At 66.7% G+C, this 25,969-nt stretch carries 28 protein-coding genes and 1 tRNA gene; 18 read left to right on the top strand and 11 right to left on the bottom strand.

Annotated elements, in window-relative coordinates; translation table 11 throughout:
- Positions 1 to 28: 28 nt before the first annotated feature.
- Together XINFAN_RS16665 and XINFAN_RS16660 are read right to left on the bottom strand one after the other, a co-directional pair.
- Positions 29 to 910, bottom strand: a complete 882-nt coding sequence (locus XINFAN_RS16665) for an ATPase (RefSeq protein ID WP_124087994.1) — start codon at positions 908 to 910, stop codon at positions 29 to 31.
- 104 nt (positions 911 to 1,014) lie between these two features.
- Complete coding sequence (locus XINFAN_RS16660) at positions 1,015 to 2,142, bottom strand: OmpP1/FadL family transporter (protein WP_160144646.1); 1,128 nt, start codon at positions 2,140 to 2,142, stop codon at positions 1,015 to 1,017.
- Between the two features lie 660 nt (positions 2,143 to 2,802).
- Here XINFAN_RS16660 and XINFAN_RS16655 point away from each other — a divergent pair.
- Both XINFAN_RS16655 and XINFAN_RS16650 read left to right on the top strand, forming a co-directional pair.
- Complete coding sequence (locus tag XINFAN_RS16655; protein WP_124087992.1) at positions 2,803 to 3,072, top strand: hypothetical protein; 270 nt, start codon at positions 2,803 to 2,805, stop codon at positions 3,070 to 3,072.
- Positions 3,073 to 3,182: 110 nt separating this feature from the next.
- Positions 3,183 to 3,725 carry a hypothetical protein gene (locus tag XINFAN_RS16650; RefSeq protein ID WP_124087991.1) on the top strand — a complete coding sequence of 181 codons (543 nt, stop codon included), beginning with the start codon at positions 3,183 to 3,185 and terminating at the stop codon, positions 3,723 to 3,725.
- A 157-nt stretch (positions 3,726 to 3,882) separates the two neighbouring features.
- Here XINFAN_RS16650 and XINFAN_RS16645 read toward each other — a convergent pair.
- Both XINFAN_RS16645 and XINFAN_RS16640 read right to left on the bottom strand, forming a co-directional pair.
- Positions 3,883 to 3,957 (bottom strand) — tRNA-Asn (locus XINFAN_RS16645).
- A gap of 91 nt (positions 3,958 to 4,048) precedes the next feature.
- A complete protein-coding gene (locus XINFAN_RS16640; RefSeq protein WP_233352268.1) occupies positions 4,049 to 4,939 on the bottom strand; it encodes an MBL fold metallo-hydrolase in 891 nt (296 codons plus the stop codon).
- A gap of 330 nt (positions 4,940 to 5,269) precedes the next feature.
- Between XINFAN_RS16640 and XINFAN_RS16635 the strand changes: the two genes are divergently transcribed.
- The 8 genes from XINFAN_RS16635 to XINFAN_RS16600 all read left to right on the top strand — a co-directional run bounded on the left by XINFAN_RS16635 (position 5,270) and on the right by XINFAN_RS16600 (position 11,637).
- Positions 5,270 to 6,592 (top strand): ATP-binding protein, encoded by a 1,323-nt coding sequence (locus tag XINFAN_RS16635; RefSeq protein WP_124087990.1) that lies wholly within the window; start codon positions 5,270 to 5,272, stop codon positions 6,590 to 6,592.
- Positions 6,593 to 6,698: 106 nt separating this feature from the next.
- Positions 6,699 to 7,331 (top strand): ATP-dependent Clp protease proteolytic subunit, encoded by a 633-nt coding sequence (locus XINFAN_RS16630; protein WP_124087989.1) that lies wholly within the window; start codon positions 6,699 to 6,701, stop codon positions 7,329 to 7,331.
- Between the two features lie 177 nt (positions 7,332 to 7,508).
- Positions 7,509 to 8,771 (top strand): ATP-dependent Clp protease ATP-binding subunit ClpX, encoded by a 1,263-nt coding sequence (gene clpX, locus XINFAN_RS16625; RefSeq protein WP_124087988.1) that lies wholly within the window; start codon positions 7,509 to 7,511, stop codon positions 8,769 to 8,771.
- A gap of 157 nt (positions 8,772 to 8,928) precedes the next feature.
- The gene (locus XINFAN_RS16620) at positions 8,929 to 9,438 is read left to right on the top strand and encodes an adenylyltransferase/cytidyltransferase family protein (protein WP_124087987.1); all 510 of its coding nucleotides are present in this window, start codon (positions 8,929 to 8,931) and stop codon (positions 9,436 to 9,438) included.
- 155 nt (positions 9,439 to 9,593) lie between these two features.
- Positions 9,594 to 10,244 carry a LicD family protein gene (locus tag XINFAN_RS16615; protein ID WP_124087986.1) on the top strand — a complete coding sequence of 217 codons (651 nt, stop codon included), beginning with the start codon at positions 9,594 to 9,596 and terminating at the stop codon, positions 10,242 to 10,244.
- 129 nt (positions 10,245 to 10,373) lie between these two features.
- The gene (locus tag XINFAN_RS16610; RefSeq protein ID WP_124087985.1) at positions 10,374 to 10,751 is read left to right on the top strand and encodes an NADH:ubiquinone oxidoreductase subunit NDUFA12; all 378 of its coding nucleotides are present in this window, start codon (positions 10,374 to 10,376) and stop codon (positions 10,749 to 10,751) included.
- A complete protein-coding gene (gene mlaD, locus XINFAN_RS16605; protein WP_124087984.1) occupies positions 10,748 to 11,221 on the top strand; it encodes an outer membrane lipid asymmetry maintenance protein MlaD in 474 nt (157 codons plus the stop codon). Before XINFAN_RS16610 ends, mlaD begins: the two co-directional genes overlap by 4 nt.
- On the top strand, positions 11,218 to 11,637 hold the full coding sequence (locus XINFAN_RS16600) for a DUF2155 domain-containing protein (protein WP_124087983.1): 420 nt from the start codon (positions 11,218 to 11,220) through the stop codon (positions 11,635 to 11,637). Before mlaD ends, XINFAN_RS16600 begins: the two co-directional genes overlap by 4 nt.
- Here the strand turns inward: XINFAN_RS16600 and aat are convergent.
- From aat to accB, 3 genes are read right to left on the bottom strand one after another with little or no spacing between them, the layout of a single operon-like run.
- Positions 11,574 to 12,224, bottom strand: coding sequence for a leucyl/phenylalanyl-tRNA--protein transferase (gene aat / locus XINFAN_RS16595; protein WP_124087982.1), 651 nt, complete (start codon positions 12,222 to 12,224; stop codon positions 11,574 to 11,576). The genes XINFAN_RS16600 and aat overlap by 64 nt on opposite strands.
- 14 nt (positions 12,225 to 12,238) lie before the next feature.
- Entirely contained in the window at positions 12,239 to 13,597 is a 1,359-nt protein-coding gene (gene accC / locus XINFAN_RS16590; RefSeq protein WP_124087981.1) for an acetyl-CoA carboxylase biotin carboxylase subunit, read from the bottom strand.
- Positions 13,598 to 13,609: 12 nt separating this feature from the next.
- On the bottom strand, positions 13,610 to 14,110 hold the full coding sequence (accB, locus tag XINFAN_RS16585; protein WP_124087980.1) for an acetyl-CoA carboxylase biotin carboxyl carrier protein: 501 nt from the start codon (positions 14,108 to 14,110) through the stop codon (positions 13,610 to 13,612).
- Between the two features lie 241 nt (positions 14,111 to 14,351).
- Between accB and XINFAN_RS16580 the strand changes: the two genes are divergently transcribed.
- Positions 14,352 to 14,888: a DedA family protein gene (locus XINFAN_RS16580; RefSeq protein ID WP_124087979.1), complete on the top strand. Its 537-nt coding sequence runs from the start codon at positions 14,352 to 14,354 to the stop codon at positions 14,886 to 14,888.
- A gap of 12 nt (positions 14,889 to 14,900) precedes the next feature.
- Here the strand turns inward: XINFAN_RS16580 and XINFAN_RS16575 are convergent, their stop codons facing one another.
- The 3 genes from XINFAN_RS16575 to XINFAN_RS16565 form a co-directional block, all read right to left on the bottom strand.
- On the bottom strand, positions 14,901 to 15,560 hold the full coding sequence (locus XINFAN_RS16575; RefSeq protein WP_124087978.1) for a glutathione S-transferase family protein: 660 nt from the start codon (positions 15,558 to 15,560) through the stop codon (positions 14,901 to 14,903).
- 79 nt (positions 15,561 to 15,639) lie between these two features.
- Positions 15,640 to 15,942, bottom strand: coding sequence for a hypothetical protein (locus XINFAN_RS16570; RefSeq protein ID WP_124087977.1), 303 nt, complete (start codon positions 15,940 to 15,942; stop codon positions 15,640 to 15,642).
- A 66-nt stretch (positions 15,943 to 16,008) separates the two neighbouring features.
- Positions 16,009 to 16,659 carry a TetR family transcriptional regulator C-terminal domain-containing protein gene (locus XINFAN_RS16565; protein ID WP_124087976.1) on the bottom strand — a complete coding sequence of 217 codons (651 nt, stop codon included), beginning with the start codon at positions 16,657 to 16,659 and terminating at the stop codon, positions 16,009 to 16,011.
- 166 nt (positions 16,660 to 16,825) lie between these two features.
- Between XINFAN_RS16565 and XINFAN_RS16560 the strand changes: the two genes are divergently transcribed.
- The 7 genes from XINFAN_RS16560 to XINFAN_RS16530 all read left to right on the top strand — a co-directional run bounded on the left by XINFAN_RS16560 (position 16,826) and on the right by XINFAN_RS16530 (position 24,575).
- Complete coding sequence (locus XINFAN_RS16560) at positions 16,826 to 18,076, top strand: Zn-dependent hydrolase (protein ID WP_124087975.1); 1,251 nt, start codon at positions 16,826 to 16,828, stop codon at positions 18,074 to 18,076.
- On the top strand, positions 18,073 to 18,339 hold the full coding sequence (locus XINFAN_RS16555; RefSeq protein WP_124087974.1) for a hypothetical protein: 267 nt from the start codon (positions 18,073 to 18,075) through the stop codon (positions 18,337 to 18,339). The genes XINFAN_RS16560 and XINFAN_RS16555 overlap by 4 nt, the downstream gene beginning before the upstream one ends.
- Before the next feature lie 393 nt (positions 18,340 to 18,732).
- Entirely contained in the window at positions 18,733 to 19,998 is a 1,266-nt protein-coding gene (locus tag XINFAN_RS16550; RefSeq protein WP_124087973.1) for a helix-turn-helix transcriptional regulator, read from the top strand.
- Positions 19,999 to 20,082: 84 nt separating this feature from the next.
- Entirely contained in the window at positions 20,083 to 20,490 is a 408-nt protein-coding gene (locus tag XINFAN_RS16545; protein ID WP_124087972.1) for a response regulator transcription factor, read from the top strand.
- On the top strand, positions 20,487 to 20,786 hold the full coding sequence (locus XINFAN_RS16540) for a hypothetical protein (RefSeq protein WP_124087971.1): 300 nt from the start codon (positions 20,487 to 20,489) through the stop codon (positions 20,784 to 20,786). Before XINFAN_RS16545 ends, XINFAN_RS16540 begins: the two co-directional genes overlap by 4 nt.
- A 7-nt stretch (positions 20,787 to 20,793) precedes the next feature.
- Entirely contained in the window at positions 20,794 to 23,484 is a 2,691-nt protein-coding gene (locus tag XINFAN_RS16535; protein ID WP_124087970.1) for an ATP-binding protein, read from the top strand.
- Between the two features lie 92 nt (positions 23,485 to 23,576).
- Positions 23,577 to 24,575, top strand: a complete 999-nt coding sequence (locus XINFAN_RS16530) for a FliM/FliN family flagellar motor C-terminal domain-containing protein (protein ID WP_124087969.1) — start codon at positions 23,577 to 23,579, stop codon at positions 24,573 to 24,575.
- 769 nt (positions 24,576 to 25,344) lie between these two features.
- On the opposite strand, the gene XINFAN_RS16525 is transcribed toward XINFAN_RS16530, so the two are convergent.
- Entirely contained in the window at positions 25,345 to 25,782 is a 438-nt protein-coding gene (locus tag XINFAN_RS16525) for a protein tyrosine phosphatase family protein (protein WP_124087968.1), read from the bottom strand.
- Between the last annotated feature and the right edge of the window lie 187 nt (positions 25,783 to 25,969).

Raw genomic sequence — 25,969 nt, 5'->3', positions numbered from 1 at the left:
AGGGCCGGGATGGGTGAGAGTGCCTGACCTAAGCGGTCAGTTTCTTGCGATCAATGGCGCGGGCGATCAGCGCGGAGAAATCCGCGGGCGAGGCGACACCGGCCACTTCTTCGGCGGTGACGGTCACGCCCCATTCCGCCATGGCCGCATAACGCGGCTGGCGATGCGCCAGCGCCCGGGCATAGGTCCAGCGGACGAAATGGTCAGGGTCACAATTTTCTTCAGAAACCGAATGCGTTGCGCGGTATTCTTCCCACATCATATGAAGAAAATCGGGCTGATAATACATCGGCTTCGGCGCGCGATCGAAACGGCGGATCAGTTCCTCGGTATGCGCCTCTGATCCCTTGATCCAGACCAGCAGCAGCGTTTCCGAGAGTTGCTTCATCACCGGATCGGCCGGGTTCCAGGGATCGACCACCTCGCAGATCGAACCCGAGGTGTCGCAGATGAAATTGCGATAGCCGTAAAGCTCCTGCGCCCGTTCGATGAACCAGCGGGTGTCGAGCGTGGCGGCGATCTCGGCCTGGCGGTGTTGTTCCTGGCGCTTCATGTATTCCGCGAAGGGCAGGCCGCCCTTCGCCGGATCGCCGGGCTTGCCGAGATAGGTCGACAGCGGCGCCAGGTTGTTGAAGGTGATGTTCGAGGCGATATAGACCGAATCCGACATCAGCAGTTCCCGCAGAAGCGGGATCTTCATCGCCTCGCGCTTGAAGTTGTCGGCGATGAACTCGCCCATGTAGCGGGTGCCGATCCGGTAATCGACCGAGTAATGGAACCAGCCGCCCTGGTCGGCGGGGGCGTCGCGCAGCATGTTCGACAGATAGGTCTTGCCAAGGCCCGACATGCCGAACAGCAGCACCTGCTTGTTTTCGGCCTTCGCCCAGGTCTCACTGGTAGAATAGATCATGCGCGCCTCATGCGGAAATCCTTCCGGAGGTAGCCCGCGACCGGCGGCGTTGCAATGGAAAACCCGCCCCCGAAGGGGCGGGTTCATGCGCAAAGCCCGGGGGCTCAGAAGCGGTAGCCGACCTTGATCTGCGCGGCGACGGCGTGGTTGTCCTCGAACAGCCCGACCGGGGTGCCCGCGCTGGAGGCGATGGCATTGCCCAGATCCATATAGCGCACCCCGGCGGTGACCTTGATATTGTCCTGGGTGTAGACCACGCCGAGCCCGATGCCGCGATAGCCCGAATAGGGCGAGAGCGCGGTGGTGCGGTCGTCGCCCGCATCCTCATAGGTGATGAAAACCGAGCCCGACCAGTTCTCGTTGAACCGGCGGCCGACGCCGAGGGTGTAGGTATAGCTGTCCTCGAAATCGACGAGCCCCTGCGGCAGCCAGGGCGCCGCGCCGCCGGGGGCGATGCGGAACTCGGACCAGTCGGCCCAGCGGAACTGGAAGAAGGCCAGCGTATCCTTCGCTATCCCGGTTTGCAGGTCGATGTTGACCGCCTGGGGCGTGGTGACCTCGGTGTCCTGGTTCAGGTTGCCGGGCGGAACCATGCCGGTGACCGGGCCGCTTTCGGTCGTCGGCATCGAATGGTCGACATCCGAGAAATAGGTCACGGCGGCGCGCAGCGCGATATCGGGCCGCTCATAGGCACCGCCGAGCACATAGCCCGCGCCCCAGGCCGATTCCAGATGGGCGTTGTAGATCGGCACCGCCGTGGTCAGACCCATGTTCCAGATCGTGACATCGCCCCCCGCTTTCGAGGCGCGGATCCCGCCATGGACCGACCAGTTCTCGTTGAACTTATAGCGCAGGAGCGCGGTGAAATTGTCGGATTTCACTTCGGCCGTGGTGCCGGCCAGCGGCTGGAACGCCGCGAATGAGCCACCATAGGCCACATCGGCGCCATAGGCGTGATCGTAAGAGATCATGCCCGAGAGCTGCTCGTTGAACTGATATTTCAGCGCAAGCGAGGGCAGGCTGTAATTCCCCAGGACATTGCCGGTCGGCTGGCCGGTGGAGAAATAGGTGCCGCCGACATCCGGGCGGATCTGGCCGAAGCCCAGTTCGAAATAATTGCCCTCTTCGAACAAGACGCCGATCGGCTGGCCCGAGCGGTCGATCCCGCCCGCCTGCGCCACGCCTGCCGTCAGCGCGGCAATGGCGGCGGAGGTCATAAGAACTCGCTGCATTTTCCTCATCCCTTAAAGGGTTCCCCTGAGAAAAGGCTAGGCAGCGTTGCAATTTGCGTCAATCACTGACGCGGCGTCACGAAAGGGTGACCCGTGACCCGCGTCGTGCGCACATCGGAGGTTGAGCGGGCGGGCACCCGTTCGCCGCTCTCCGGTTCGCCCTGTTCCCGGCCGACTGTCTGCCCTGTAATATAACTTATTGAAAAAATATAAATATTTTGAGGGATCATATGCCTCCGCTCCCACCGTCAAAAGCTATCCCTCTTGAAGTCGTTGATTTTTGGCGGAGAGACCCGAAAATATCGCCATCTGTCTCCGGTGACGCTCGCCGCTTCAGTTTGCAGAACAGAGCGAATGTCCTCGCAAGAGCTGCATCATAATGACTCGCGGTTCTATCTACATCCCACCCGGCAGAGTCCATCGTGAGCCGAGCCAGACTTCGTCTTCGCAGCATGGTTGACCTTCCCGTCGGTCGTCCCACGTTCATAACGGGAGTCTGCCGGTTTGGGATTGGTAGTCGGCAGATGGTTTCCGTGCAAGCGCGCCGGGCGCGGAGCCCTCGGGTGGCGCAAGCGTCCGGCGCGCTTCGAGCGGCCTCAGGTTGCCGGGTGAGGAGTGCGGCCCGACAGCGTTGCAGTCGTAGCGCCAGAGGGCGATCTTGTGGCGCGCGTCGTCCAGGGTGACCCCACGTCCTACACGCGGGCGGAACTCGCCGCCTTCGCGGTGCCCGAACTGCAACGCCTCGCCCGATCCGGCAAGGCCACGCTGGCCGCGCATGGCTTCACGGAATCGGAAAGATTCGCTTTGAACAGGCTGGCTTGGCCGCTGCCCAAGTTGGTGCAGATGGAAGCCAGCCCGAAGAAGCTGCCACCCATACTGGGTGGGCCGACCTTGCCGACCCCGAGGATATGGAAGTGCTGCGCCGGGTGACGCGGTTCCTCAATCCTGAGGGGTGAAAAAGGCCGGTTTCCGCATCATGGCTGGAACCGTACATTGTTATTGGTAGTATAAGTTCGCGTATTACACGAGCGGAGCCTTAGGTGACGTGGGAAGCATTTTTGATTGACCCTGTGGCGACTTATGCAGCCGCACTATCGACAGTTACAGCTTTGGCAGGCGCTGCCGCTGTGCTGTACAAGTGGCTCACAACCGGACCCAAAGCTTGGGTGGGGGTACTAAATCCCAAAGAGGTTGCGGCGCTCGATTATAGGACGATTGAAATCATCATATCCAACGCCGGTGCAGAGCCGTTTGTCGTGCGAGAGGTCGCTGTCTCTTTTCATAAAGACAGAGGAAGCACTCCATATCACGTATCGCGCTTCAACCACCGCTCATGGTGGAACCCGGCTATGGAGACGATTCCCAACCCCAACGGCAAGCCGAACAACGTGATCAGGGTGGCAAAGGTGCTGAAGCCCAGAGAAGAGACTCATCACCACATGAAGCCGAGTGCATCATACGAACCTTCTACTGACTGGATTTGTGTAGAAGTATTTCTGAGGCATAAACGATCATCAACCAAAGCTTGGGCGGCACCTATTCTGGAGGCAGTGAACCCAAATGAGTACGCTCTAGAAGACTGAGCTTTACGGCCATGCTGTCAGAAGGTGGCCGGGGTGCGAGTCAATCCGCCGCACCGTGCCGAAGCGACTCTGTAAGTACGCCCGTTCCCCGTGAGTATTTTGTGAGTACTAGCCAAATGAAGAAGGGGTCAGCTTTTCAGCTGACCCCTTCTTCATTTGGCTCCGGCGGTAGGGATCGAACCTACGACCAATTGATTAACAGTCAACTGCTCTACCGCTGAGCTACGCCGGAACACGGGGCGGCATATAGCAAGCGCCTGTGGGGGCGGCAAGGGGCAAAACGGCTCGTTTCGCAAAACTGTTTCGCACTTTGCCGCGGCGGGTCAGATTCGCCGGAATACCGCTTCGGGGCCGGGCCAGCCGGTGCCAGTGACGATCCCGCGCGTGATCAGATCCGCGAGATGCGCCAGCAGGTTACGGCCGGCGGCGGGCCAGAGCGCGGGCGGCGTGTCGTGGTAGATTCGCGGCGTGAGCGTCTCGACCGTGCCGGGCGCGCGGGCGAGTTCTTCGAGGATCCGGGCCTCGCGCGCGGCGCGGTGCGCGATCAGCTCGGTAAGCCGCGCGGCGGGATCCCCGACCGGATCGCCATGGGCGGGCAGCCAGCGGCGCCAGCGGGCCTCGCGCAAAGCGTGCAGCGAGGCGAGATAGGCGCCCATGTCGCCATCGGGCGGCGAGACGAGGCTGGTCGACCAGGCCATCACATGGTCGCCGCAGAACAGGATGCCATTCCAGCCGAACGCCAGGTGCTCGGCCATGTGGCCGGGGGTGTGGACCACCTCGATCCGTTCGCCGGCGAGGTCCAGCGCCTCGCCGCCCGCGAGCCGCAGGTCCGGGGCGAAGCCATGATCCACGCCCTCGCCGCCGCCCAGCCCGGCTTTGGCCAGGTGCCGCATCAATGGGCTGCGCCCCGATCCGGCGGGGCCGAAGCCGTAAATCCTGGCGCCGCTTGCCCCGGCCAGCGCGGGGGCGAGCGCGGAATGGTCGAGATGCGGATGCGTCACCAGAATCGCCGCGATCCGCTCACCGGGATCCAGCGCCGCCAGAATCGCGGCAAGATGGCCGGGCAGGGCGGGGCCGGGGTCGATCACCATCACCTCGCCCTGGCCGAGCAGGAAGGTGTTGGTGCCGGGGCCGGTCATCGGCGAGGGATTCTCCGCACGGACGAGACGCAGCGGCAGGTCTTCCGGCACCAGCGGCGCGCTGTATTCGCTCATCCTGTCCTCCGTCGCGTGTTCTTCCGGCCAGGGCGATGCGCCAGCGGCTGCTCCGGCACGGACCGGGGATGATCGCCCCTGCCACTCCCCGCCGCGGCAGATTCGGCCGGGAATCCAGGCAGATGTCTGCCGCGCGCGTCCGTTCCATGCCGGGCCACGCGGTCGGCAGCTTCTGCTGGCCGGCCGGTGGCGGTCCGCTGCGGCGATCCCGGGGTAAGCCCGCGGTGGTGGCCTCGGACCCGCCGGAACGGGCGCGCGCCGGATCCCGGCTTCCGCCCCCGGGCCAGCCCGTGCTTTCCTTCATCCGCCGACACCGCTAGCCTTCCCTTCATGTTCAGACTGAAACATCTGCTTCCGCGCGGGCTTTACGGCCGTGCTGCCCTGATCCTGATCGTGCCCATCGTCACGATCCAGCTTGTCGTGTCCATGGCTTTCATCCAGCGCCATTACGAGGGCGTGACCGGGCAGATGACGCGGGGCGTCGCCATTGATCTGCTCTATGTGCTGGCGGAATTCGACAAGGGCGAGAGCGCCGCAGAGGCCTTCGCCCGGGCGGATGCGGTGGCGCGCCCGTTGCAGATCGAGCTCGCCGCGCCGCCGGATGTGCAGGTGCCGACGGACGATCTCGCCGCCACCTTCGATTTCTCGGGGCAGGAGATCATCCGTGCCCTGCATGAGGAGATCCCCGGTCTCACCGCCGTGGATGTCACCGGGGGGGACCGGATCGTCCGGCTGCGGATCGCCACCCGTTTCGGCGAGATCGGCGCCGATATCGCGCGGCGGCGGATGTCGGCGACCAATCCGCACCAGCTTTTGGTTCTGATGCTGGCCACTTCGGTTCTTTTGACGGTGATCGCCTATATCTTCCTGCGCAACCAGCTGCGCCCCATCGCCCGGCTTGCGGGCGCCGCCGAGGCCTTCGGGCGCGGCGAGCGGATCGCGTACCGCCCGCGCGGCGCGCTGGAAGTGCGGGCGGCGGGGCGGGCCTTTCTTGAGATGCGCGACCGGATCGAGCGCCAGATCGAACAGCGGATGCTGATGCTCTCGGGGGTCAGCCACGATCTGCGCACGCCCCTGACGCGGATGCGGCTGGCGCTTTCGCTGATGCCCGAGGACGAGGATACCCGGGCGCTTCAGGCCGATGTGATCCAGATGGAGCGGCTGGTGGACGAATTCCTCGCCTTCGTGCGCGGCGATGCGACCGAGGGCGAGGACGAGACCGATGTCATCTCTTTGCTGGAAGAGGTGATCCAGGACGCGCGCAGGGGCGGCGGCGAGGTGGCGCCGCTGACCGTTACCGGCTGGCCGCGCCGGCTGCGGCTGCGGCCCCAGGGGCTGCGCCGCGCGATCGACAACCTGGTGGCGAACGGGCTGCGCCACGGCCGCCGGGTCGAGATCGGCGTGGCCTTCCACCCCGAAGAACTGCGCATCACCGTCGAGGACGACGGGCCCGGCATTCCCGAGGATCAGCGCGAGCGTGCGGTGCAGCCCTTCACCCGGCTGGGGAGCGAGCGTGATCCGAACAAGGGCGGCGGCGTCGGCCTCGGGCTGTCCATCGCCGCGGACATCGCCGCCAGCCATGGCGGCGGGCTGAGGCTGGGGCAGGGCAGGCGGCTTGGCGGGCTGATGGCGGAACTGCGTCTGGCACGCTGATGCGCTCTGATCTCACTCGCGCCCTTGCGGCCCCCGTGCCGCATCACTAAGACTCTCGAAACCTTACGGCGATAACGCTTTCAGATGAAGTGAAGAGGCAGGCCCGATGCGCGATCCCGCAGAGCACTACATGAATACGCTGGTCCCGATGGTCGTCGAACAGACGAGCCGGGGGGAGCGCGCCTACGACATCTACTCGCGCCTGTTGAAGGAGCGGATCATCTTCCTTTCCGGCCCGGTGCATGACGGCATGTCCAGCCTGATCTGCGCCCAGCTTCTGTTTCTGGAAGCCGAGAACCCGACCAAGGAAATCTCGATGTATATCAACAGCCCCGGCGGCGTTGTGACCTCGGGCCTGTCGATCTACGACACGATGCAGTATATCCGCCCGAAGATCTCGACGCTGGTGATCGGCCAGGCCGCCTCGATGGGCAGCCTCCTGCTGACCGCGGGCGAAAAGGGGATGCGGTTCAGCCTGCCGAATTCCTCGATCATGGTGCACCAGCCCTCGGGCGGCTACCAGGGCCAGGCGACCGACATCATGATTCACGCCCGCAACACCGAACGGCTGAAGCGGCGCCTGAACGAGATCTACGTCCGCCACACCGGCAACGATTACGAGACGGTCGAAGCCGCCCTGGAGCGCGACAATTTCATGACCGCCGAGGAAGCCAGGGCCTGGGGGCTGATCGACGAGATCGTCTCGGATCGCGGCAAGGCGGAAGACGCCTCGAAATAAGGTGTTTCCCCGGTCGCCGGACACGGCGGCCGGGGGACGGTTCTGTGATCTCTCGCGCGCTCCGGGCGCCGGTTATGCCGGGGGCGATTTGGCGTTGTGGTGGCCCGGGCCTTGGCCTAGACTTCACAGCGGAAGGGGCCGCGAAAAAATCTGGCGGCGGACGGCAAAGGGTTACGCATGGCATCCAACTCGGGCGACAGCAAGAACACGCTTTACTGCTCGTTCTGCGGCAAAAGCCAGCATGAGGTCCGCAAGCTGATCGCGGGGCCGACCGTGTTCATCTGCGATGAATGCGTCGAGCTTTGCATGGACATCATCCGCGAGGAGACCAAATCCTCGGGCCTGAAATCCGGCGAAGGCGTGCCGACCCCGCGCGAGATCTGCAAGGTGCTCGACGATTACGTCGTGGGCCAGTCGCATGCCAAGCGGGTGCTCTCGGTCGCGGTGCACAACCATTACAAGCGGCTGAATCACTCGTCGAAGCAGGATATCGAACTCTCGAAGTCGAACATCCTGCTGATCGGCCCGACCGGCACCGGCAAGACGCTGCTGGCGCAGACGCTGGCGCGGATTCTCGACGTGCCGTTCACCATGGCTGACGCGACCACGCTGACCGAAGCGGGCTATGTGGGCGAGGATGTCGAGAACATCATCCTCAAGCTCTTGCAGGCCAGCGAATACAACGTCGAGCGGGCGCAGCGCGGCATCGTCTATATCGACGAGGTCGACAAGATCACCCGCAAGTCCGACAATCCCTCGATCACCCGTGACGTGTCGGGTGAGGGCGTGCAGCAGGCGCTCCTGAAGATCATGGAGGGCACCGTGGCCTCGGTGCCGCCCCAGGGCGGGCGCAAGCATCCGCAGCAGGAATTCCTCCAGGTCGACACCACCAATATCCTGTTCATCTGCGGCGGTGCCTTCGCGGGGCTCGACAAGATCATCGCGCAGCGCGGCAAGGGCTCGGGCATCGGCTTCGGCGCCGAGGTCAAGGGCCCGGATGAGCGCGGAGTGGGCGAGCTGTTCAAGGAACTGGAGCCCGAGGATCTGCTGAAATTCGGCCTGATCCCGGAATTCGTCGGCCGTCTGCCGGTGGTGGCGACGCTGGAAGATCTCGACGAGGCGGCGCTGGTCACCATCCTGACCGAGCCGAAAAACGCGCTGGTCAAGCAATACCAGCGCCTGTTCGAGATCGAGAACGTCAAGCTGAACTTCACCCCCGAGGCGCTGTCGGCCATCGCCAAACGCGCGATCAAACGCAAGACCGGCGCCCGGGGCCTGCGTTCGATCATGGAGGACATCCTGCTCGACACGATGTTCGAACTGCCCGGGATGGAAGGCGTCCAGGAGGTGGTGGTGAACGAGGAAGTGGTTGGCGGCAAGGCCGTGCCGCTGCTGGTTCACGCCGAACGCAAGAAGAAAGAGGCCGCCTCGGCCGGCTGATTGAGCGAATCGTCTCAGAAAAAACTCGGGATGCGCGCGCGCTCCCGGGTTTTTTCATGCCCGCCGCCGCCCGGTCATCTTCCCGGCCTCAGCCTCTGTCCTTGTGGGTCTTATTGCTGTAACTCTGGGTCCGGCAGGGCCGGAGCAGCGGACGGAAATGACGAGAAAAGTTATAACTTACGGGACATTCGATCTTTTTCACATCGGCCATATCCGGCTTCTCGAACGGCTGGCGGAACTCGGCGATCATCTGACGGTCTGCGTTTCGACCGACGAATTCAACGCCGTCAAGGGCAAGACCGCCGTCATGTCCTGGGAGCAGCGTGCGGCCCTGGTCGGCGCCTGTCGCTATGTCGACCAGGTTCTGCCCGAAAAAGGCTGGGGCCAGAAGCGCGAGGACATCATCCGCGAGAAGATCGACGTTTTCGCCATGGGGGACGACTGGGAGGGCAGGTTTGATGACCTGAAGGATCTGTGCGAGGTGGTCTATCTGCCGCGCACGAAGGATGTGTCCTCGACATCGCTCAAGACCGCGATCCGCGAAATGCCCGCCCCGGAGCCCACATCCGGAGCAGGCGTCGGGCCGGACACGCTGACGGCGATCCTGGAGGCCGCCCGGCAGGGAGAGATCGGTCGCAAGGCGTATGACGGCTTTTCGACCTGCTGACCCGGCACGAGGACAAATCCGACCCCGACTGGCTGCGCGCCTGGATCCTGCTGCATTGCCTTGCGAAAAAGCGGGCCTTCAAGACCCAGGGCTATATCTCCAAATACAACCGGATCAGCCGGCGCAAGAAGAAGACCGCGTAATACGCTGATTTCATGGCGCTTTTGTTCGGAGAGATGGGGCTGCTGCGACCGATCGGCGGCAAGTTCTCGGCCTCGTTCGGGGCAGAGAACATCCGCGAGATCCTTGATCAGTGCAGGACCATCGCCGAGGGCCTCTCGGGGTATGGGCGCGAGATCTTCGCCAATTCCGGCACGCTTCTGGGGCTTGTGCGCGAGGGCACTCTGCTTGCCCATGACAACGACATCGACCTCGGGATCCTGTTGCAGGCCGGGGACGCGGCCGGTGCGGCCAGGGAATGGATCGCGCTTACCGACCGGATGATCGCCGACGGCGTGGCGGTGCAGCGCAGCAGCTGGAGCCAGGTCACGCTCAAGCTGCACAAGATCGGCGGTTTCGGCGTGGATCTGTTCCCGGCCTGGTGCGGCGCCGACGACAGGCTCTGGATCTATCCCCACACCGCCGGAAATCTGACGAAAGCCCAGCTTCTGCCGCTGAAATCCGATCCGATGACCGGCCTCGCGCTGCCGAGGGATGCCGAGGCGGTGCTGGTGTCGAATTACGGCAAGGACTGGCGCACCCCGGACGAGGGCTGGAGCTTCGACTGGCCTGCCTCGCGCGAGAGGTTCGCGGATTTCCTCGCCTGTATCGCGGCGCCCGGCGGTCCGGCCGAAGCCGCAGGCTGAGCGCTGCCGCCGCCCGCGCGCATTTCAGGCGAAACCCCGTCCGCGCCGCGCCCCGGCCCGGCTTCGTGCTGGACCTTCGGCCTCAGTTGCGCCATACCCGGGCCGTGAGATGCCCGGAGGACTCGGCCGATGAAGAAGTTCCTGCTCAGCTTTCTGACCTGGTGGAACAGCGAGACGCTGAACACCCGGTTCTTCACCTGGCGCAAGGGCGTGAAAGTCGGCGAGGATGAAGAGGGCAATATCTATTACCGCTCGCATGACGGCAAGAAACGCTGGGTGATCTTCAACGGCGAGATGGAAGCCAGCCGCGTGCCGCCCGACTGGCACGGCTGGCTGCACCACACCTACGAGCAGCCGCCGACCGAGGCGCCGCTGCCCCACAAGCCCTGGGAAAAGCCGCATAGCGAGAACCTCACCGGCAGCGATCTGGCCTATGCGCCGCCCGGCTCGATCCGCCGCGGTGCGCCGGTCGCGCGCCAGGACTATGAGGCCTGGCAGCCGGAATGAGCCGGTCGGTTGCAGAGATCGCGACCGGGGCCGTGGTGCTGGCGCTGGCGGCGGGTTTCGCCTTCTATGCCGCCAGCGGCGCCGGGATCGGCCCGGGCGGCGGCAAGACCTATCCGCTGACCGCCTCGTTCCGCGCGGTGGACGGGATCCGGGCGGGCTCCGATGTGCGGCTGGCCGGACTGAAGGTCGGCACCATCACCAGCCTGAAGCTGAACCCCGACACGTTCTTCGCCGATGCGACCATCGCCATGCAGGACGGCATCCTCTTGCCGGCCGATTCCGCGATCCTGATCTCGCAGGACGGGCTTCTGGGCGGCAATTACGTCGAGATCCTGCCCGGCGGCGCGCTGGAAACCCTGGCCCCCGGCGAAGAGATCGAGGACACGCAGGGCTCGGTCAGCCTGATTTCGCTCCTGATGAAATTCGTCGGCGGCGAGGGCGGCTCCCCGTCCGGGGAGAGCGGCGGATGAGGGGAATTGCCCTGGTCCTCGGCCTCGGGCTTGCGGCACCGGCCTTCGGTCAGGGCTTCGTCGACGCCCAGGGCGGCGTGATCCGCTGGCTCGACACGCTGACCGGGCGCACCGGCGATATCGAACTGGCGCGCGGCCAGTCGGCCACCAACGGGCGGCTGACCATCCAGCTCGACGCCTGCCGCTATATCGAGGACAACCCGGCGGCCGAGGCCGAGGCGCATCTGACCATCCTCGATTCCAGCCGCGAAGGGCCGGTGTTCTCGGGCTGGATGATCGCCTCAAGCCCCGCGCTCTCGGCGATGGATCATCCGCGTTATGATGTCTGGGTGCTGCGCTGCGTGGTGCCGGGCTATACGCCGCCGGAGACCGAGGAGTCGCCGGAGGAAGAAACCGGGGACGGATCGGCCGAATAACCCGGCGGATCGAACGCGGCCTCGGAGTCCAGCGCGCGGCGCAACCGGCGGTGATATTCGGCCCGCGAAATCTCGACCGCGCCGAGGCTGGCCAGATGCGCGGTCAGGAACTGGGTGTCGAACAGCCGGAAGCCGCCCGCCCGCAAGCGGTGCGTCAGGTAAGCCAGCGCCAGTTTCGACGCATCCCGGCGGCGTGAGAACATGCTTTCGCCGAAGAAGGCCGCGCCGAGCGTCACGCCATAAACGCCGCCGACCAGGTCCTCGCCCTCCCATACCTCCAGGCTGTGGGCGAAGCCCATCCCGGCCAGCCCAAGATACAGATCGAGGATTTCCGGGTTGATCCAGGTCTCGGGCCGGTCGGAACAGGCTTCGACCACGGCGCGGAAGGCGCGGTCGGTGGTGATCTGCCAGTCGGCCCGGCGGATGCGGCGGGCAAGGCTGCGCGAGATATGGAAGCCATCCAGCGGCAGCACGCCGCGCCGGCGCGGATCGACCCAGTGGATATCCGGGTCGTCGCGCGAGCCTGCCATCGGAAAGACTCCCGCCGCATAGCCATGCAGCAGGAGTTCCGGTGTCACCTTCGTCATCGGCTGTTGCGCTTTCAGCGCCCGTCGCGCGAGAATTGCGCTTCAAGCCATTTTTCCAGCCAGTGGATGTTGTAATCCCCGGTCTGGATGTCGGGCTCGTTCAGCAGCGCGGTGAACAGGGGGATCGTGGTCTCGATCCCGTCGACCACCAGCTCGGACAGCGCCCGGCGCAGGCGCGACAGCGCCTCGGGGCGGTCGCGGCCATGGACGATCAGCTTGCCGATCAGGCTGTCGTAATAGGGCGGGATCGAATAGCCGCCGTAAAGCGCCGAATCCATCCGCACGCCAAGGCCCCCGGGCGCGTGGAAGGTCTTCACCCGGCCCGGCGAGGGGGTGAAATTCGGCAGTTTCTCGGCGTTGATCCGAACCTCGATCGCATGGCCGCTGACCTCCAGCTCGTCCTGGCGGAACGACATCGGCAGGCCGGCGGCGACGCGGATCTGTTCACGCACGAGGTCGACGCCATAGATGAATTCCGTCACCGGATGCTCGACCTGAAGCCGGGTGTTCATCTCGATGAAGTAGAACTTGCCGTCCTCATAGAGGAATTCGATGGTGCCGGCGCCGATGTAGTTGATCTTCGCCACCGCCTTCGCGCAGACATCGCCGATCTCGGCGCGCAGCTGCGGAGTGATGACCGGGCCGGGGGCTTCCTCGAACACCTTCTGGTGGCGCCGTTGCAGCGAGCAGTCGCGCTCGCCCAGATGGACGGCATTGCCCTTACCGTCGCCGAAGACCTGGATCTCGATATGGCGCGGCTTTTGCAGGTATTTCTCGATATAGACTTCGTCGTTGCCGAAGGCGGCCTTTGCCTCGGAACGCGCGGTGCGGAACGAAATCTCCATCTCTTCGGGATTGCGCGCCACTTTCATGCCGCGTCCGCCGCCGCCGGCGGTGGCCTTGATGATGACCGGATAGCCGATCGTGGTCCCGACCTTCAGCGCGGTCTCCAGATCCGGCACGCCGCCGTCCGAGCCGGGAACCACCGGGATCCCCAGCTCCTTCGCGGTCTCTTTCGCGGTGATCTTGTCGCCCATGATGCGGATATGCTGGGCGTTCGGGCCGATGAAGGTGATGCCGTGATCGTCCAGCGCCTGGGCGAAGGCGGCGTTCTCCGACAGGAAGCCATAGCCCGGATGCACGGCCTGGGCGCCGGAAATCTCGCAGGCCGAGATGATCGCGGCCTTGTTCAGATAGCTGTCGGTCGAGGACGCAGGCCCGATGCAGACCGATTCATCGGCCAGACGGACGTGCATCGCATCGGCATCAGCGGTGGAATGCACCGCGACCGATTTGATCCCCATCTCCCGGCAGGCGCGGATCACGCGCAGCGCGATCTCGCCCCGGTTGGCGATCAGGAGTTTCTCGAACATGCCCCGCCGCCCTTATTCGATGATCATCAGCGGCGCACCGTATTCGACCGGGGTGCCGTCGTCGACGAGGATGCGTTTCACCGTGCCCGATTTCGGCGCCGGAATGTGGTTCATCGTCTTCATTGCCTCGACGATCAGCAGCGTCTGGCCCTCGGACACCTGGGCGCCGACCGAGACGAAGGGCGTGGCGCCGGGTTCGGCCGAAAGATAGATGGTGCCGACCATCGGCGAGGTCACCGCGCCCGGATGCTGGCTCGGGTCTTCCGCCGGGGCTGCGGCGGCCGGGGCAGGCGCGGCAGCCGGGGCCGCGGCGGGCGCGGCCCTCGCCCAGGCGGGGGCCGGGGCGGCGACGGTGGTGGTGACGATGTTCGACTGTTTGACGACGCGCACCTCAAGGCTGTCGTCTTCGCCGTATTCGCGTTTCACGGCGATTTCCGTCAGATCGTTCCTGTTCAGCAGTTCGGCGAGGGCCGAGATGAAATCGACGTCCGCGTCGGAAGAATGTTTGCTCATGCCGTCCTCTGATGGCTTTGTTTCGCCGCTTTCTCTTTCCGGGTGGCGATGTGGCGGCCCGGGAAGGCAGGCGCAAGGCCCGCTTTGACTGCCAGTGCTTATAAGGCAGCCCGTTCCCGGAGAAAAGCGCCCATGATCCCGCTTGTTGCCGGCGATCTGCCGGGGGCGGGGCGCGGGGCCGGTTTCACCTTGCCCTTGGCCTGCTTCTCGTCCACATCGGGGCGCGAAACCCGGAGCGTGCATGTCGGACTGGATCGACCAGATCATCGCGTTTATCGAGCGCCATCATGCGCTTGCGCCGTGGCTGATGGCGGTTTTCGCCGCCGCCGAGACCACGGCTTTCCTGTCGATCCTGATCCCCTCGACCGCGATCATGGTGGCGGTGGGGGCTTTTGCGGCGAATGGCGTGCTGAATTTCACCACGCTGTGGATCGGAGCGTCTCTGGGTGCGATGGCGGGTTCGTTCTTCTCGTTCTGGCTGGGGCGGCGCTATGGCGTCACGATCCTGACCATGCGGCCGCTGAAGGATCATCCCGACTGGGTGACGAAGGCCGATGCCGCCTTTACCCGGTGGGGGCCGGTGACGCTGTTCGCGGGCCATTTCACCACCGTGCTGCGGCCGGTGGTCTTCCTGATGGCGGGGATGAGCGGCATGACGCTGTTCCGCTTCGCGTTCTGGAACGTGCTGGGCTGCCTGGCCTGGGCCTTCGTCGTGCTGAAATTCGGCGAGGTCGGCGGCATCGCGATCAGCTGGATCTGGGAGCGGCTGGCGGGCTGAGGCCGTGCGCCCTCAGTCCCGGTCGGGGGCGCCCAGCGGAAAGTAAGGGCGGAAGTCGCGCGCCTCATTCACCGCGCGGGCGAAAGCGGGGCGGGCCAGCAGCCGCGCGCGATAGGCCCTGAGGCCCGGACAGCTTTCCGGGATCGGATGGACCCAGTCGGCATAGAACAGCGCGGGCGAGGCCGCGCAATCGGCCAGCGAGAAAACCGCGCCCGCCGCCCATTCCCGGCCTGCCAGCCGGGTTTCCAGCCAGGGCCAGGCCCGGTCCAGCTTGTCGATGCTGCGCGCCAGCCCCTCGGCGCGGCGGACCGGATCGCCGGTCAGCGCGCCATCCACCGCATGCTGCGCCGCCTCCATCACATGCAGATCGAAGAAACGGTCGAGAAAGCGGACCTCCAGCGCCTCCATCGGAGCCGCGGGCAGCAGCGGCACCGCCAGCGGGCGGCTGAGGTGCAGATATTCGAGGATGATGCTGCTCTCGGCGATCTCGCGCGTGCCGTCGAGCAGCAGCGGGAATTTGCGGATCGGCCAGCGGCGCGCCCAGTCGGCGGTATGCGCGGGCGTCTCGGGGCCGATGCTGCGGAAGTCGAAGGGCAGCGCATTTTCGTAAAGCGCCAGCAGCACCTTCTGGGTGTATGAGGAAAAACGGTGGCCAAAGAGGACAAGCGACATCGGGGGCGGGCCTTCTGCTGCTGCGCAGCCAGCCTGCGCCCAGAGCAGGCCGGGCGCAAGCCCCCTCTGCCGCGGCCCCTCAGGGGGCCGGATTGATCAGCGGATTCACCCCCGCCGCGCGCAGTGTCATCATATAGGCGCGCTGCGCCGCCACCACTTTGGCGCGGGCGGATTCGCGCAAAGGCCCGTCCTCGGTCAGCGGCTGCGCCGCGCGCGCCGCGCCGGAAACCTGCGCCACCGGCTGCGCGGTTTCCGCCGCCGCCGCCGGGGCGGTCCGGCTGCCGTTCTGCGAGGCCGACCCCGGTCCGGCGGAGCCCGCTCCGCCCTGCGCCACATGCCCCGTCACCGGCGCGACCGGCCGGACGGCTGAGACCAATCCCATCTCAGTCACTCCAGAAAAATTTACCCCAGGCTCAGCATAATCCGTTAACCGCCTTTGCCACAGCGGTTAATGCTTTGCATTCGTTTCAATTCCGCCCGTCGCCAGCAGGCGGCGGAACAGGGTGTCGAGGAATTCCCCGGCCTCGGCATAGGGGTCGCGGCCGGGGCCGAGGATGACGCGCACCTGCATGTCGAAATCGGCGTAATGCTGGGTCAGCGTCCAGACCGAAAAGATCAGATGCACCGGATCGCTGCGCGCGATGCGGCCCTGATCCATCCAGGCCCGCAGCGCCTCGGCCTTTTCCATCACCAGATCGCGCAATTCTCCGGCGATCGCGGCATGCAGATGCGGGGCGCCTTGCAGGATCTCATTGGCGAAGAGCCGGCTTTCGCGCGGATAGTCGCGCGAAAGATCCAGCTTGCGCCGCATATAGCCGAGGATCTCGTCCAGCGGCTCGCCCCCGGCGCGCAGGGCGCGCAACGGATCGAGCCAGTTCTTCAGCAGCCCGGTCAGCAACTGGCGGTAGATCTCTTCCTTCGAGGCGAAATAATAAAGCAGATTGGGCTTCGACAGCCCCGCGGCGGCGGCGATCTGTTCGAGCGTGGCGCCGCGGAAGCCCCGGGCGGAAAAGAGTTCCAGCGCCGCGCCGAGGATCGCCTGGCGGTTCTTTTGCTGGATGCGGCTCTGGCGCACCGGGCGCGGGCTGTTCTGATCCATGGTTTTTCTTACACATCCGGCGCGGTCCGGGTCAAATCCGGCCATGGTTAACAAGGGGGGGAAATCTGTTGACCCTTTCCCCCGGCTGTGGTCGCCTTCGCCCGACCGGACAGGGGTTCGCGGATTCGTCCCGCGCGGCCAGCGCCGGACGACAGGGAGTGCCTTCATGCCTGCACCCGGGGAAAATCTCCGCATCAGTTCCGAACGCCTCTGGGCCAGCCTGGCCGATATGGCGCGGATCGGCCCCGGGGTCGCGGGCGGCAACAACCGCCAGACCCTGACCGATGCCGACAACGAGGGGCGGCATCTGTTCCGCTCCTGGGCCGTGGCGGCGGGGATGGAGATGGGCGTGGACCGGATGGGGAACATGTTCTTCACCCGCCCGGGAACCGATCCCGACGCCCTGCCGGTCTATATCGGCAGCCATCTCGACACCCAGCCCACCGGCGGGCGCTATGACGGGGTGCTGGGCGTTCTGGGCGGGCTGGAGGCGGTGCGCACGATGAACGATCTGGGCATCCGCACCCGCCGGCCCATCGTGGTGGTGAACTGGACCAACGAGGAAGGCGCGCGTTTCGCGCCGGCGATGCTGGCCTCGGGCGTCTTTGCCGGCGTGATCGACGAGGATTTCGCTTATGCGCGCCGCGACGCCCAGGGGAAGAGCTTCGGCGAGGAACTCGGGCGCATCGGCTGGATCGGCGGGGAAGAGACCGGCGCGCGGAAGATCCACGCCTATTTCGAGCTGCATATCGAACAGGGTCCGATCCTGGAGGCCGCGGGGCGCGACATCGGCGTCGTAACCCATGGCCAGGGGCTGTGGTGGCTGGAATTCACCCTGACCGGGCGCGATGCCCATACCGGCTCGACCCCGATGGCGATGCGCAGGAACGCGGGCCTCGCCATGGCGCGGATCTTCGAGATGGTCCAGACCGTGGCGATGGAGAACCAGCCCGATGCGGTCGGCGGCGTGGGCCAGGTGACGTTCTCGCCCAACAGCCGCAACGTGCTGCCGGGGCAGGTGGTGTTCACCGTGGATATCCGCTCGGTCGATCAGGCGAAGCTTGACCGGATGCGGGCGCGGATCGAGGCGGAAGCCGCCGCGATCTGCGAGGCGCTCGGTGTGGGCTGCGCGGTGGAGCCGGTCGGGCATTTCGATCCGGTGACCTTTACGCCGGAACTGGTCGGGCGGGTGCGCACGGCGGCGGAGCGGCTTGGCTACAGCCATCTGGATGTGGTCTCGGGTGCCGGGCACGACGCCTGCTGGATCGCCCGCGTCGCGCCGACGACGATGATCTTCTGCCCCTGCGAAGGCGGGTTGTCGCATAACGAGGCCGAGGCGATCACCCCCGAATGGGCGGCGGCGGGCACCGATGTGCTGCTGCACGCGGTGCTGGAGACGGCGGAGGTGGTGGCGTGAGGCGGGCGGCGCTTCTCGCCGGGCTTTGCCTCGCCGCCTGCACCGATGCGGGGCTCCCCGATCCGACCGGCGGCAGGGCCACCGGCCAGGCCGACCGATTCTCGGCCATCGCGGCCCCGGATGCGGTGGCCTTGCTGCCGTCGGGCGTTCCGGCATCGGCCTTACGCCACGGCAATGACGGCTGCTATTACTACGAGACCGCGGCGGGGATGCGGCCGGTGCGCTATGACAATGACCCGGAGCATTATTATTGCATCGGCTGAAGGGGGCGCCGCCCCCATGCTGCCGGTGCCCGGCAGCATTCCCCCGGGGTATTTGGGTCAGGATGAAAGGGTATGAAGCAGGGGATTTAGCCTGCCGCCCCGTTTCCGCAAGCGATCCCTCGCAAGACGGGTAAATCCGGCAAGGCGCGCGCGACCGGAGTGAGCACCGTTCCGGTTGACGGCACGGAAAATGAGATGGTTGGTTTCGATCCGCAGGGGAATGTTCCCTGCTATCCGCTATGGGGATCGAGCGCGCGTTTGTTGCCATTGCGGGCCGGCCTCTGCCCGATCCGGCGGCCCGGGCCCCCTCGGTGGCTTTGCAGCTGTTGTAAAGTTTACGCCGAGAGGTAAACTCGGGCGGGCCGCGGCGGGCGGCCTGTTCCGGGGGAAGGAATGACGCCATCGGCTCTCATCGGCACGAGGCTGCGCGAGCGGCGGCTGGCGGCGGGGATCCGGCAGGCGGATCTGGCGGCGGGGGCGGCGATCTCGCCCTCGTATCTGAACCTGATCGAGCACAACCGCCGCAATGTCACCCCCGAGGTGCTGGAGCGGCTTGCCGCGGCGCTCGGGCTTTCGGCGAAGGAATTCGGCGACAGCGAGCCCGCGGCGCTGGTGGCCGATCTGCGCGCGGCCGCCGCCACCCTGCCCGAAGCCGGGGCCGAGGCCGAGCGTGCCGAGGATCTGGCCGGGCGCTTTCCCGGCTGGGCGCGGCTGATCGCGCAGTTGCAGACCAATAACGCGGTGCTGCGCCAGGCGGTGGCGGCGCTGAACGACCGGCTGGGCCACGACCCGCATCTGTCCTCGGCGCTGCATGAGCTGCTCTCGGCGCTGTCTGCGGTGCGCGCGACGGCCGAGATCCTGGTTGAGACCGAGGATCTGACGCCGGACTGGCAGCGCCGCTTCCACCTGAACCTGCATCACGACAGCGCGCGGCTGGTGCAGGGCGCCGAGACGCTGATCTCCTGGCTCGATCATTCCGAGGTCGAGACCGAGACCGTCGCCGCCGCGCCCCAGGACGAATTCGAGACCTGGGCGGCGGCGCGCGGCTGGTCGGCGGAGCCCGGCGGGGACGATGCGCCCTGGCCGGCCTCTCCCGCCGCGCGCGATCTGGCGCGGGCCTGGCTTGATCAGGCCGGGCGCGACCGCGCCGCCATGCCGCCCGGCGCCTTCGAGGCGGCGCTGGACGAGAGCGGGCCGGATCCGGCGCTGCTGGCGGCGCGGTTCGGCAGCGACGTGCTGGCGGCGATGCGGCGGATCGCCTTTCTGCCCGACTCGGCCGCCGGGCTGGTGCTGTGTGACGCTTCGGGCACGCTGTTGTTTCGCAAGCCCGCCGATGGATTCTCTTTGCCGCGCTTCGGGGCGGCCTGTCCGCTCTGGCCGCTGTTCGCGGCGCTCGCCCGGCCCGGCCAGCCGGTGCGCGCGCTGGTCGCCACTCCGGCGCCCGGGGCCCGGCGGTTCATCTGCCTCGGCTTTTGCGAGACGCGCCAGCCCTACGGTTTCGACGGGCCGGAACTGCGCACCGCCGCCATGCTGATCCTGCCCGCCGATCCGCGCGACGCCGGAGCGGCCATCGCGCTCGGCCCCACCTGCCGGATCTGCCCGCGCGCACCATGCCCGGCGCGGCGTGAGCCCTCGATCCTCGGCACCGCCGCCGTCTGACCTTTTGACAGCGCCGTCAAAATCATAGGATACTGCCGGTCCGGGCGGCGCAGACCCCCGGACCGGGGGGAGGGACAGCGACCGATGGGAACCGGACAAAGCCGCCGTGTGCTGCTGATCGAGGATGAGCCGAACATTGCCGAGGCCATCGTCTTCATCCTGTCGCGCGATGGCTGGGAGGTGACCCATATCGCCGATGGCGCCGCCGCACCCGAGGCGGCGCGCAGGCTCGACCCGGCGCTGGTGATCCTCGACCATATGCTGCCCGGCATGTCGGGGCTGGAGATCCTGATCGCGCTGCGCGCCGATCCGCTTACCGCGGCGGTGCCGGTGCTGATGCTGACCGCCAAGGGCCTGCCGCGCGACCGCGAGGCGGCCGAACGCGCGGGGGCCAGCCGGTTCATGACCAAACCCTTCTCGAACGCGGGGATCCTCGCCGAGGTGCGGGCGCTGACCGGCGGCGGCACCGATGCGGCGGCGGGGCAGAGATGAAACCGCTTCGCCGCGCGCCGCTGTTCCTGGCCCCCAGCCCCTATCGCCGCCGCCGTCTGCGCGATGCCGCGCGGATCCTGCCGGTGGCAGGGGTTCTGCTGATGATCCTGCCGATGCTGTGGACGCCCGCGGGCGACGGCAACCGGCGGCTTTCGGGCGATGTGATCTGGTTCTTTCTGACCTGGGCGGGGCTGATCCTGACCGCGGCGGTCTTCGCTCCGGGCCTTGCCCGCCCCGAGGACAAGTGGCCGGGCGAGGGGCCCGCGGGCGGCAAGGGCGACGAGGACGAGGACTGAGCGGCCGATGTCCTTCAACCTGCTCGTCGCCTCCTGCCTCGCCTATGTGATCTTTCTGTTCGCGGTGGCCTTCCTGGTCGAGCGCCGCTCGGGGGCGGGGCGGCCGGGCTGGCTGCGCTCGCCGCTGATCTATACGCTCTCGCTGTCGATCTATTGCACCGCCTGGACCTTCTACGGCGCGGTCGGCTATGCGGCGCGCTCGGGGCTGGAGTTCCTGACGATCTACCTCGGGCCCACGCTGGTGTTCATCGGCTGGTGGTGGATCCTGCGCAAACTGGTGCATATCGGCCGCCAGCAGCGGGTGACCTCCATCGCCGATCTGATCTCGTCGCGTTTCGGCAAGTCGAATTCGCTGGGCGTGATCGTCACCCTGATGGCCATCGTCGCCGTCACCCCCTATATCGCGCTGCAACTGCAATCGGTGGTGCTGGCCTTCGACGTGTTCGCCCGCGCCGCCCCCGCGGCCGAGGCCCGGCCGGCGGGCGGCCAGATCGCGATCTGGGTGGCGGCGGGGCTGGCCCTGTTCACCATCCTCTTCGGCACCCGCAACCTCGACGCCAAGGAACAGCATACCGGCATCGTCACCGCCATCGCGGTCGAGGCGGTGGTCAAGCTGGTCGCGCTGATCGCCGTTGGCGTCTTCGTGATCTGGGGGCTTTCGGGCGGGGTTTCCGGCATCATCGCCAGGATCGACGCCTCCAGCCTGCACGACTGGCAGCTTCAGCCCGGGCGCTGGACCGCGCTGATCTTCCTTGCCGGTGTCGCGGTGATCTGCCTGCCGAGGATGTTCCAGGTCATCGTGGTCGAGAATTCCGACGACGGCCAGCTTGCCCGCGCCTCCTGGGCGTTCCCGGCCTATCTGATGGCGATGAGCCTCTTCATCGTGCCGATTGCGGTTCTGGGGATCGAGCGGCTGCCCGAGGGCGCCAACCCCGACATGTTCGTCCTGACCCTGCCCCTGGCCGAGGGGCAGGGCGGGCTTGCCATGCTCGCCTTCCTCGGCGGGTTTTCCTCGGCCACCTCGATGGTGATCGTCGAGGCGATTGCGCTGGCCACGATGGTGTCGAACCATATCGTGATCCCGACCTGGCTCAGGCTGCGCCGCTCGGGCGCGATCTCGGAGGACGTGCGCTCGCTGGTCCTGAACGCGCGGCGGCTGTCCATCGGCATCGTGCTGGCGCTCGGCTATGGCTATTACCGGGTCTCGGGCGGCTCGGGGGCGCTGGCGGCCATCGGGCTGATCTCTTTCGTCGGCGTCGCGCAATTCCTGCCGGCGATGATGGGCGGCATCTTCTGGCGCGGCGCCACCCGCACCGGCGCGCTTCTCGGCCTGATCACCGGCTTTGCCGCCTGGGCCTATTGCCTGTTCCTGCCGTCCTTCGGCGCGGGGGCCTTCATCCCGGCCCATGTGATGGAGCAAGGGCCATGGGGGATCTCCTGGCTGCGCCCCGAGGCATTGTTCGGCACCGACATGAGCGACCCGCTGGTCCATGCCCTGTTCTGGTCGTTGCTTCTGAACAGCGCGGTGTTCTGCATCGGCTCGATCCTGTCCTTCCCCGGCCCGGTCGAGCGGCTGCAAAGCGCGGCCTTCGTGAATGTCTTCGAGGGGCCGGTCGGCCCGCAACGCTGGGCGCAGGGCGCGGCGGAACCCGAGGCGCTTCTGGTGATGACGCAGCGCATCATGGGCGAGGAGGATGCGCAGATCCTGTTCGAGACTGCCGCCCGCGCCCAGGGCAAGAGCGAATCGATGCTGCCCGATCCGACGCCCGCCTTCCTCGCCAGCCTTGAGGAGAAGCTGGCGGGCTCCATCGGCGCGGCCACCGCCCATGCGATGATCTCGAAACTGGTGGGCCGCGATACGGTGACGGTCGAGGATCTGATGGTGGTGGCAAGGGAAAGCGCCCAGCTGATGGAACATTCCGCCCAGCTTGAGGAACAGCGCGAGGAACTGGCCCGCACCGCCACCGCTCTGCGCGAGGCGAACGACAAGCTGACCACGCTCTCGGTGCAGAAGGACGCCTTCCTCAGCCAGGTCAGCCATGAGTTGCGCACCCCGATGACCTCGATCCGGGCGTTTTCCGAGATCCTCGCCGAGGGCGATCTGCCGCCCGCGACGGTGGCGCGCTCGGGCGGCATCATCCGCGACGAGGCGGTGCGGCTGACCCGGCTGCTCGACGACCTGCTCGACCTTTCGGTGCTGGAAAGCGGCAAGGTGCAGCTTTCGGTCAGCCTCGTCAGCGTGCGCGACATGATCGAGCGCGCCATCCTCGCCACCGAGAAGATCAAGCCCGGGCGCGACATCGCCTTCATCCGCGACACCACCGCCGAGACGATCTGGATGCGCACCGATGCCGACCGGCTGACCCAGGTCTTCATCAACCTGATCGCCAATGCGCGGAAATACTGCGATTCCAGCCATCCGGCGATCCGCATCGCGGTGCGGGTGCGCGGCGGCCGGGTCAGGATCGACGTGGCCGACAACGGCAAGGGGATTCCCAAGGCCTCGCAGCCGGTGGTGTTCGAGAAATTCTGGCGCCTGCCCGGCGAGGCGCGCGCCAGCGGCGCCGGCCTCGGTCTTGCGATCTGCCGCGAGATCGTCACCAATCTGGGCGGCACCATCGACTATCTGCCCGGCCAGGGGGGTGCCGCCTTCCGCGTGGCGCTGCCGTTGCGGATCGGAGAAGGCGGCGGCGCTTAACCGGGCGCTAACCTTCTGCTGCCAGGATCGCATCAGGACGGCGCGGGACCGGAATTATCAGCAGGTGGGACGCGGCCCATGAACGAAACGCCATGAATGAAACCCTTCGCCGCAAGCTCCGGCGGATCACCCCCGAGGATACGGCAGCCGTTCCCGGGGGCGAGGATCATGCCTGGCGCCTCGCGCTGGCGCGCGCCACCCGCGAAGGGGCGGGGCTGGCCAGCGAGATCACCTCGCTTGCATCGTCCCGGCGCGATCTGGCCGAACTGCCGGAATTGCTGCCCGACCGCGCGCTGATCGCCTTGCTCGACGGGCCTGCGGGGGCGATGGGGATGATCGCGCTTTCGCCCGGGGTGATGTCGGCGCTGATCGAGATGCAGACCATCGGCCGCGTGGGTGCGGCCGCGCCCGCCGCCCGCCGCCCGACCCGCACCGATGCGGCGATGGTCTCGGTGGTGATCGACCGCGCGCTCGGCCATTTCGATCTGCTGCTGCGCGGCCGGGATGAGACCGCGCCGGTCGCGGGCTTCCGCTATGCCTCGTTCCTGGAAGACGCGCGCTCGCTCGGGCTGTTGCTGGAGGATCAGCCCTGGCGGGTGAGCCTGGCGCAGCTCTCGCTGGCCGATGGCGCGCGCTCGGGCGAGGTGGTGCTGGCGCTGCCGGAAAGCACTTTCACCCGCCGCGCCGACAGCCTGAAGGCGCAGGAGCCCGCGGGCGAGGGTCAGAACCCGTCGCTGGCGCCGGTGGTCGGCCCGGCGCAATGCGTGTTGCGCGCGGTGCTCGCGCAGCACCGGCTCAGCCTGCACGAGGTGCTGGATCTGGCCGAGGGCCAGGTCCTGACCCTGGCGGGGGCGGCGCTGGACCGGATCACGCTGGAAGGCGTCGACGGGCTGCCGCTCGCGCTGGCGCGGCTCGGCCAGCAACGCGGCTACCGCGCATTGCGGCTGACGGAGCTGCCGCCCGGGGACGCGGCGGCCACCCCCACGCCGGTGACGAAATTTGCCTCCCATGCGGTGGTATCGTCGCCTCCCGCGCCTGGCCTCGAAGAGGGGGGAGGCCTGGAGCAACCCCTCCTCGGGGCGACCGGCTGAGCCTGAACCATGCGGGCGGGTTCCGCGCGACAGAAGGAGAACCGCATAGAAGGGGCGAAGCAGCGTGAGAACCCGGGGCCTTTCCGGCCATTTCCCGCTGACCTCACGTCAGGCCGGGATGGGAGGAAAGGCATCGCATAAGAGAATGCCGTTGCCCCGGGGCTGGCGGCTCAGCCGGGTTTCGCGCAGGCTCTGGCCGGTTGGCGCGGCCAGGCGACGCCAAACTGCGTCACCGGCAGGGACCGGCCCCGATAGCGGGGTATGAAATTCCCGCGACGAGTGGCGCCGCGTTTGTGCGGCGGGTAAGTCAGGTTTTCGCCGCAACGCATCTGCTCGTAGGGAAATTCACCTGCCCTCGTTTCCGCGCTGAAAGGCAGCGCAGAAAAAAGATCCGGCTCTTGCGAAAGCCCCGGCAGCGATCTTTCCCGGCACCGGGCGGTCTGCAAGGTCTTCATCCGTCCGGCGGTAAGTGTAAGAGCCCGGGCCGGAGGCGAAAGCCGGGCGGCGCCCGGTTTTCCGGCGCCGGGATCCGAAACGGCGCCTGGTTTCGGCGGACTGCGAAAACGGATGGCGTGAGATCATGCCGCCCGGGCAAAGCCCCTATGGAAGGTTGGCGAAAGCCGGTGCCGGTTCCGCCCGCGTTTGGCGGCAGCGTCTCGCCCCCGCTCATTGGCCATGAGCGGGAAAGACGTGTCGGGGGCGGACAGAGCACTGGGCGGCAGGGCATGTCCCTGAGATTCGCCGGGCAGTAGAACAGCCGGGCGCAGGCTCAGCCGACGGATTTCTGCGCGGCGAGGGCTTCGATCTGCGGCTCCAGATGGCCGATCTGGTAGCCGTGCCGCGCCGCACGGGCGATCAGCTCTGCCGCCGGCAGCGTGCCCGCCTGGCTCAGGGCCCAGACGATGGACGAGCGGTTGCCGCTGGCGCAATAGGCCAGCACCGGGCCGCGCGCGGCGGCGATGGCCCGGCCCTGGGCCTCGACATTCGCCATCGTGAGCTGGCCGCCCACCACCGGATTCGTCACGAATTCCAGCCCGAGCGCGAGGGCCGCGGCGCGCATCGCTTCGGTCTGCACCTCGGAGGGAATCTCGCCATCGGGGCGATTGTCGATCACCGTCGTGTAACCGGCATCGCGGATCGCGGGCAGATCCCCGGGCGAGATCTGCGGCGAGACGGCATAGGTTTCGCTGAGCGGACGGATATTCATCGCTTCATCCTGACTGGTTCGCGGGCGAGATTACCCTTTGGGCAGCGGCGGGAAAAGACCCCGCAAAGCCCCGGGGGGAAAGTCTGCGGCGCTTGACCTGGGTCAATCACCGCCACAGGGTTTCATGCAAGAAATACCGCAGGAGGGCGGCAGAAACAGAGAGGGGGAGAACCATGGCACCACAGCA

Source organism: Pseudogemmobacter humi, assembly GCF_900609055.1.
GTDB lineage: Bacteria > Pseudomonadota > Alphaproteobacteria > Rhodobacterales > Rhodobacteraceae > Pseudogemmobacter > Pseudogemmobacter humi.
This window is presented reverse-complemented; position numbering and strand designations above follow the sequence as displayed.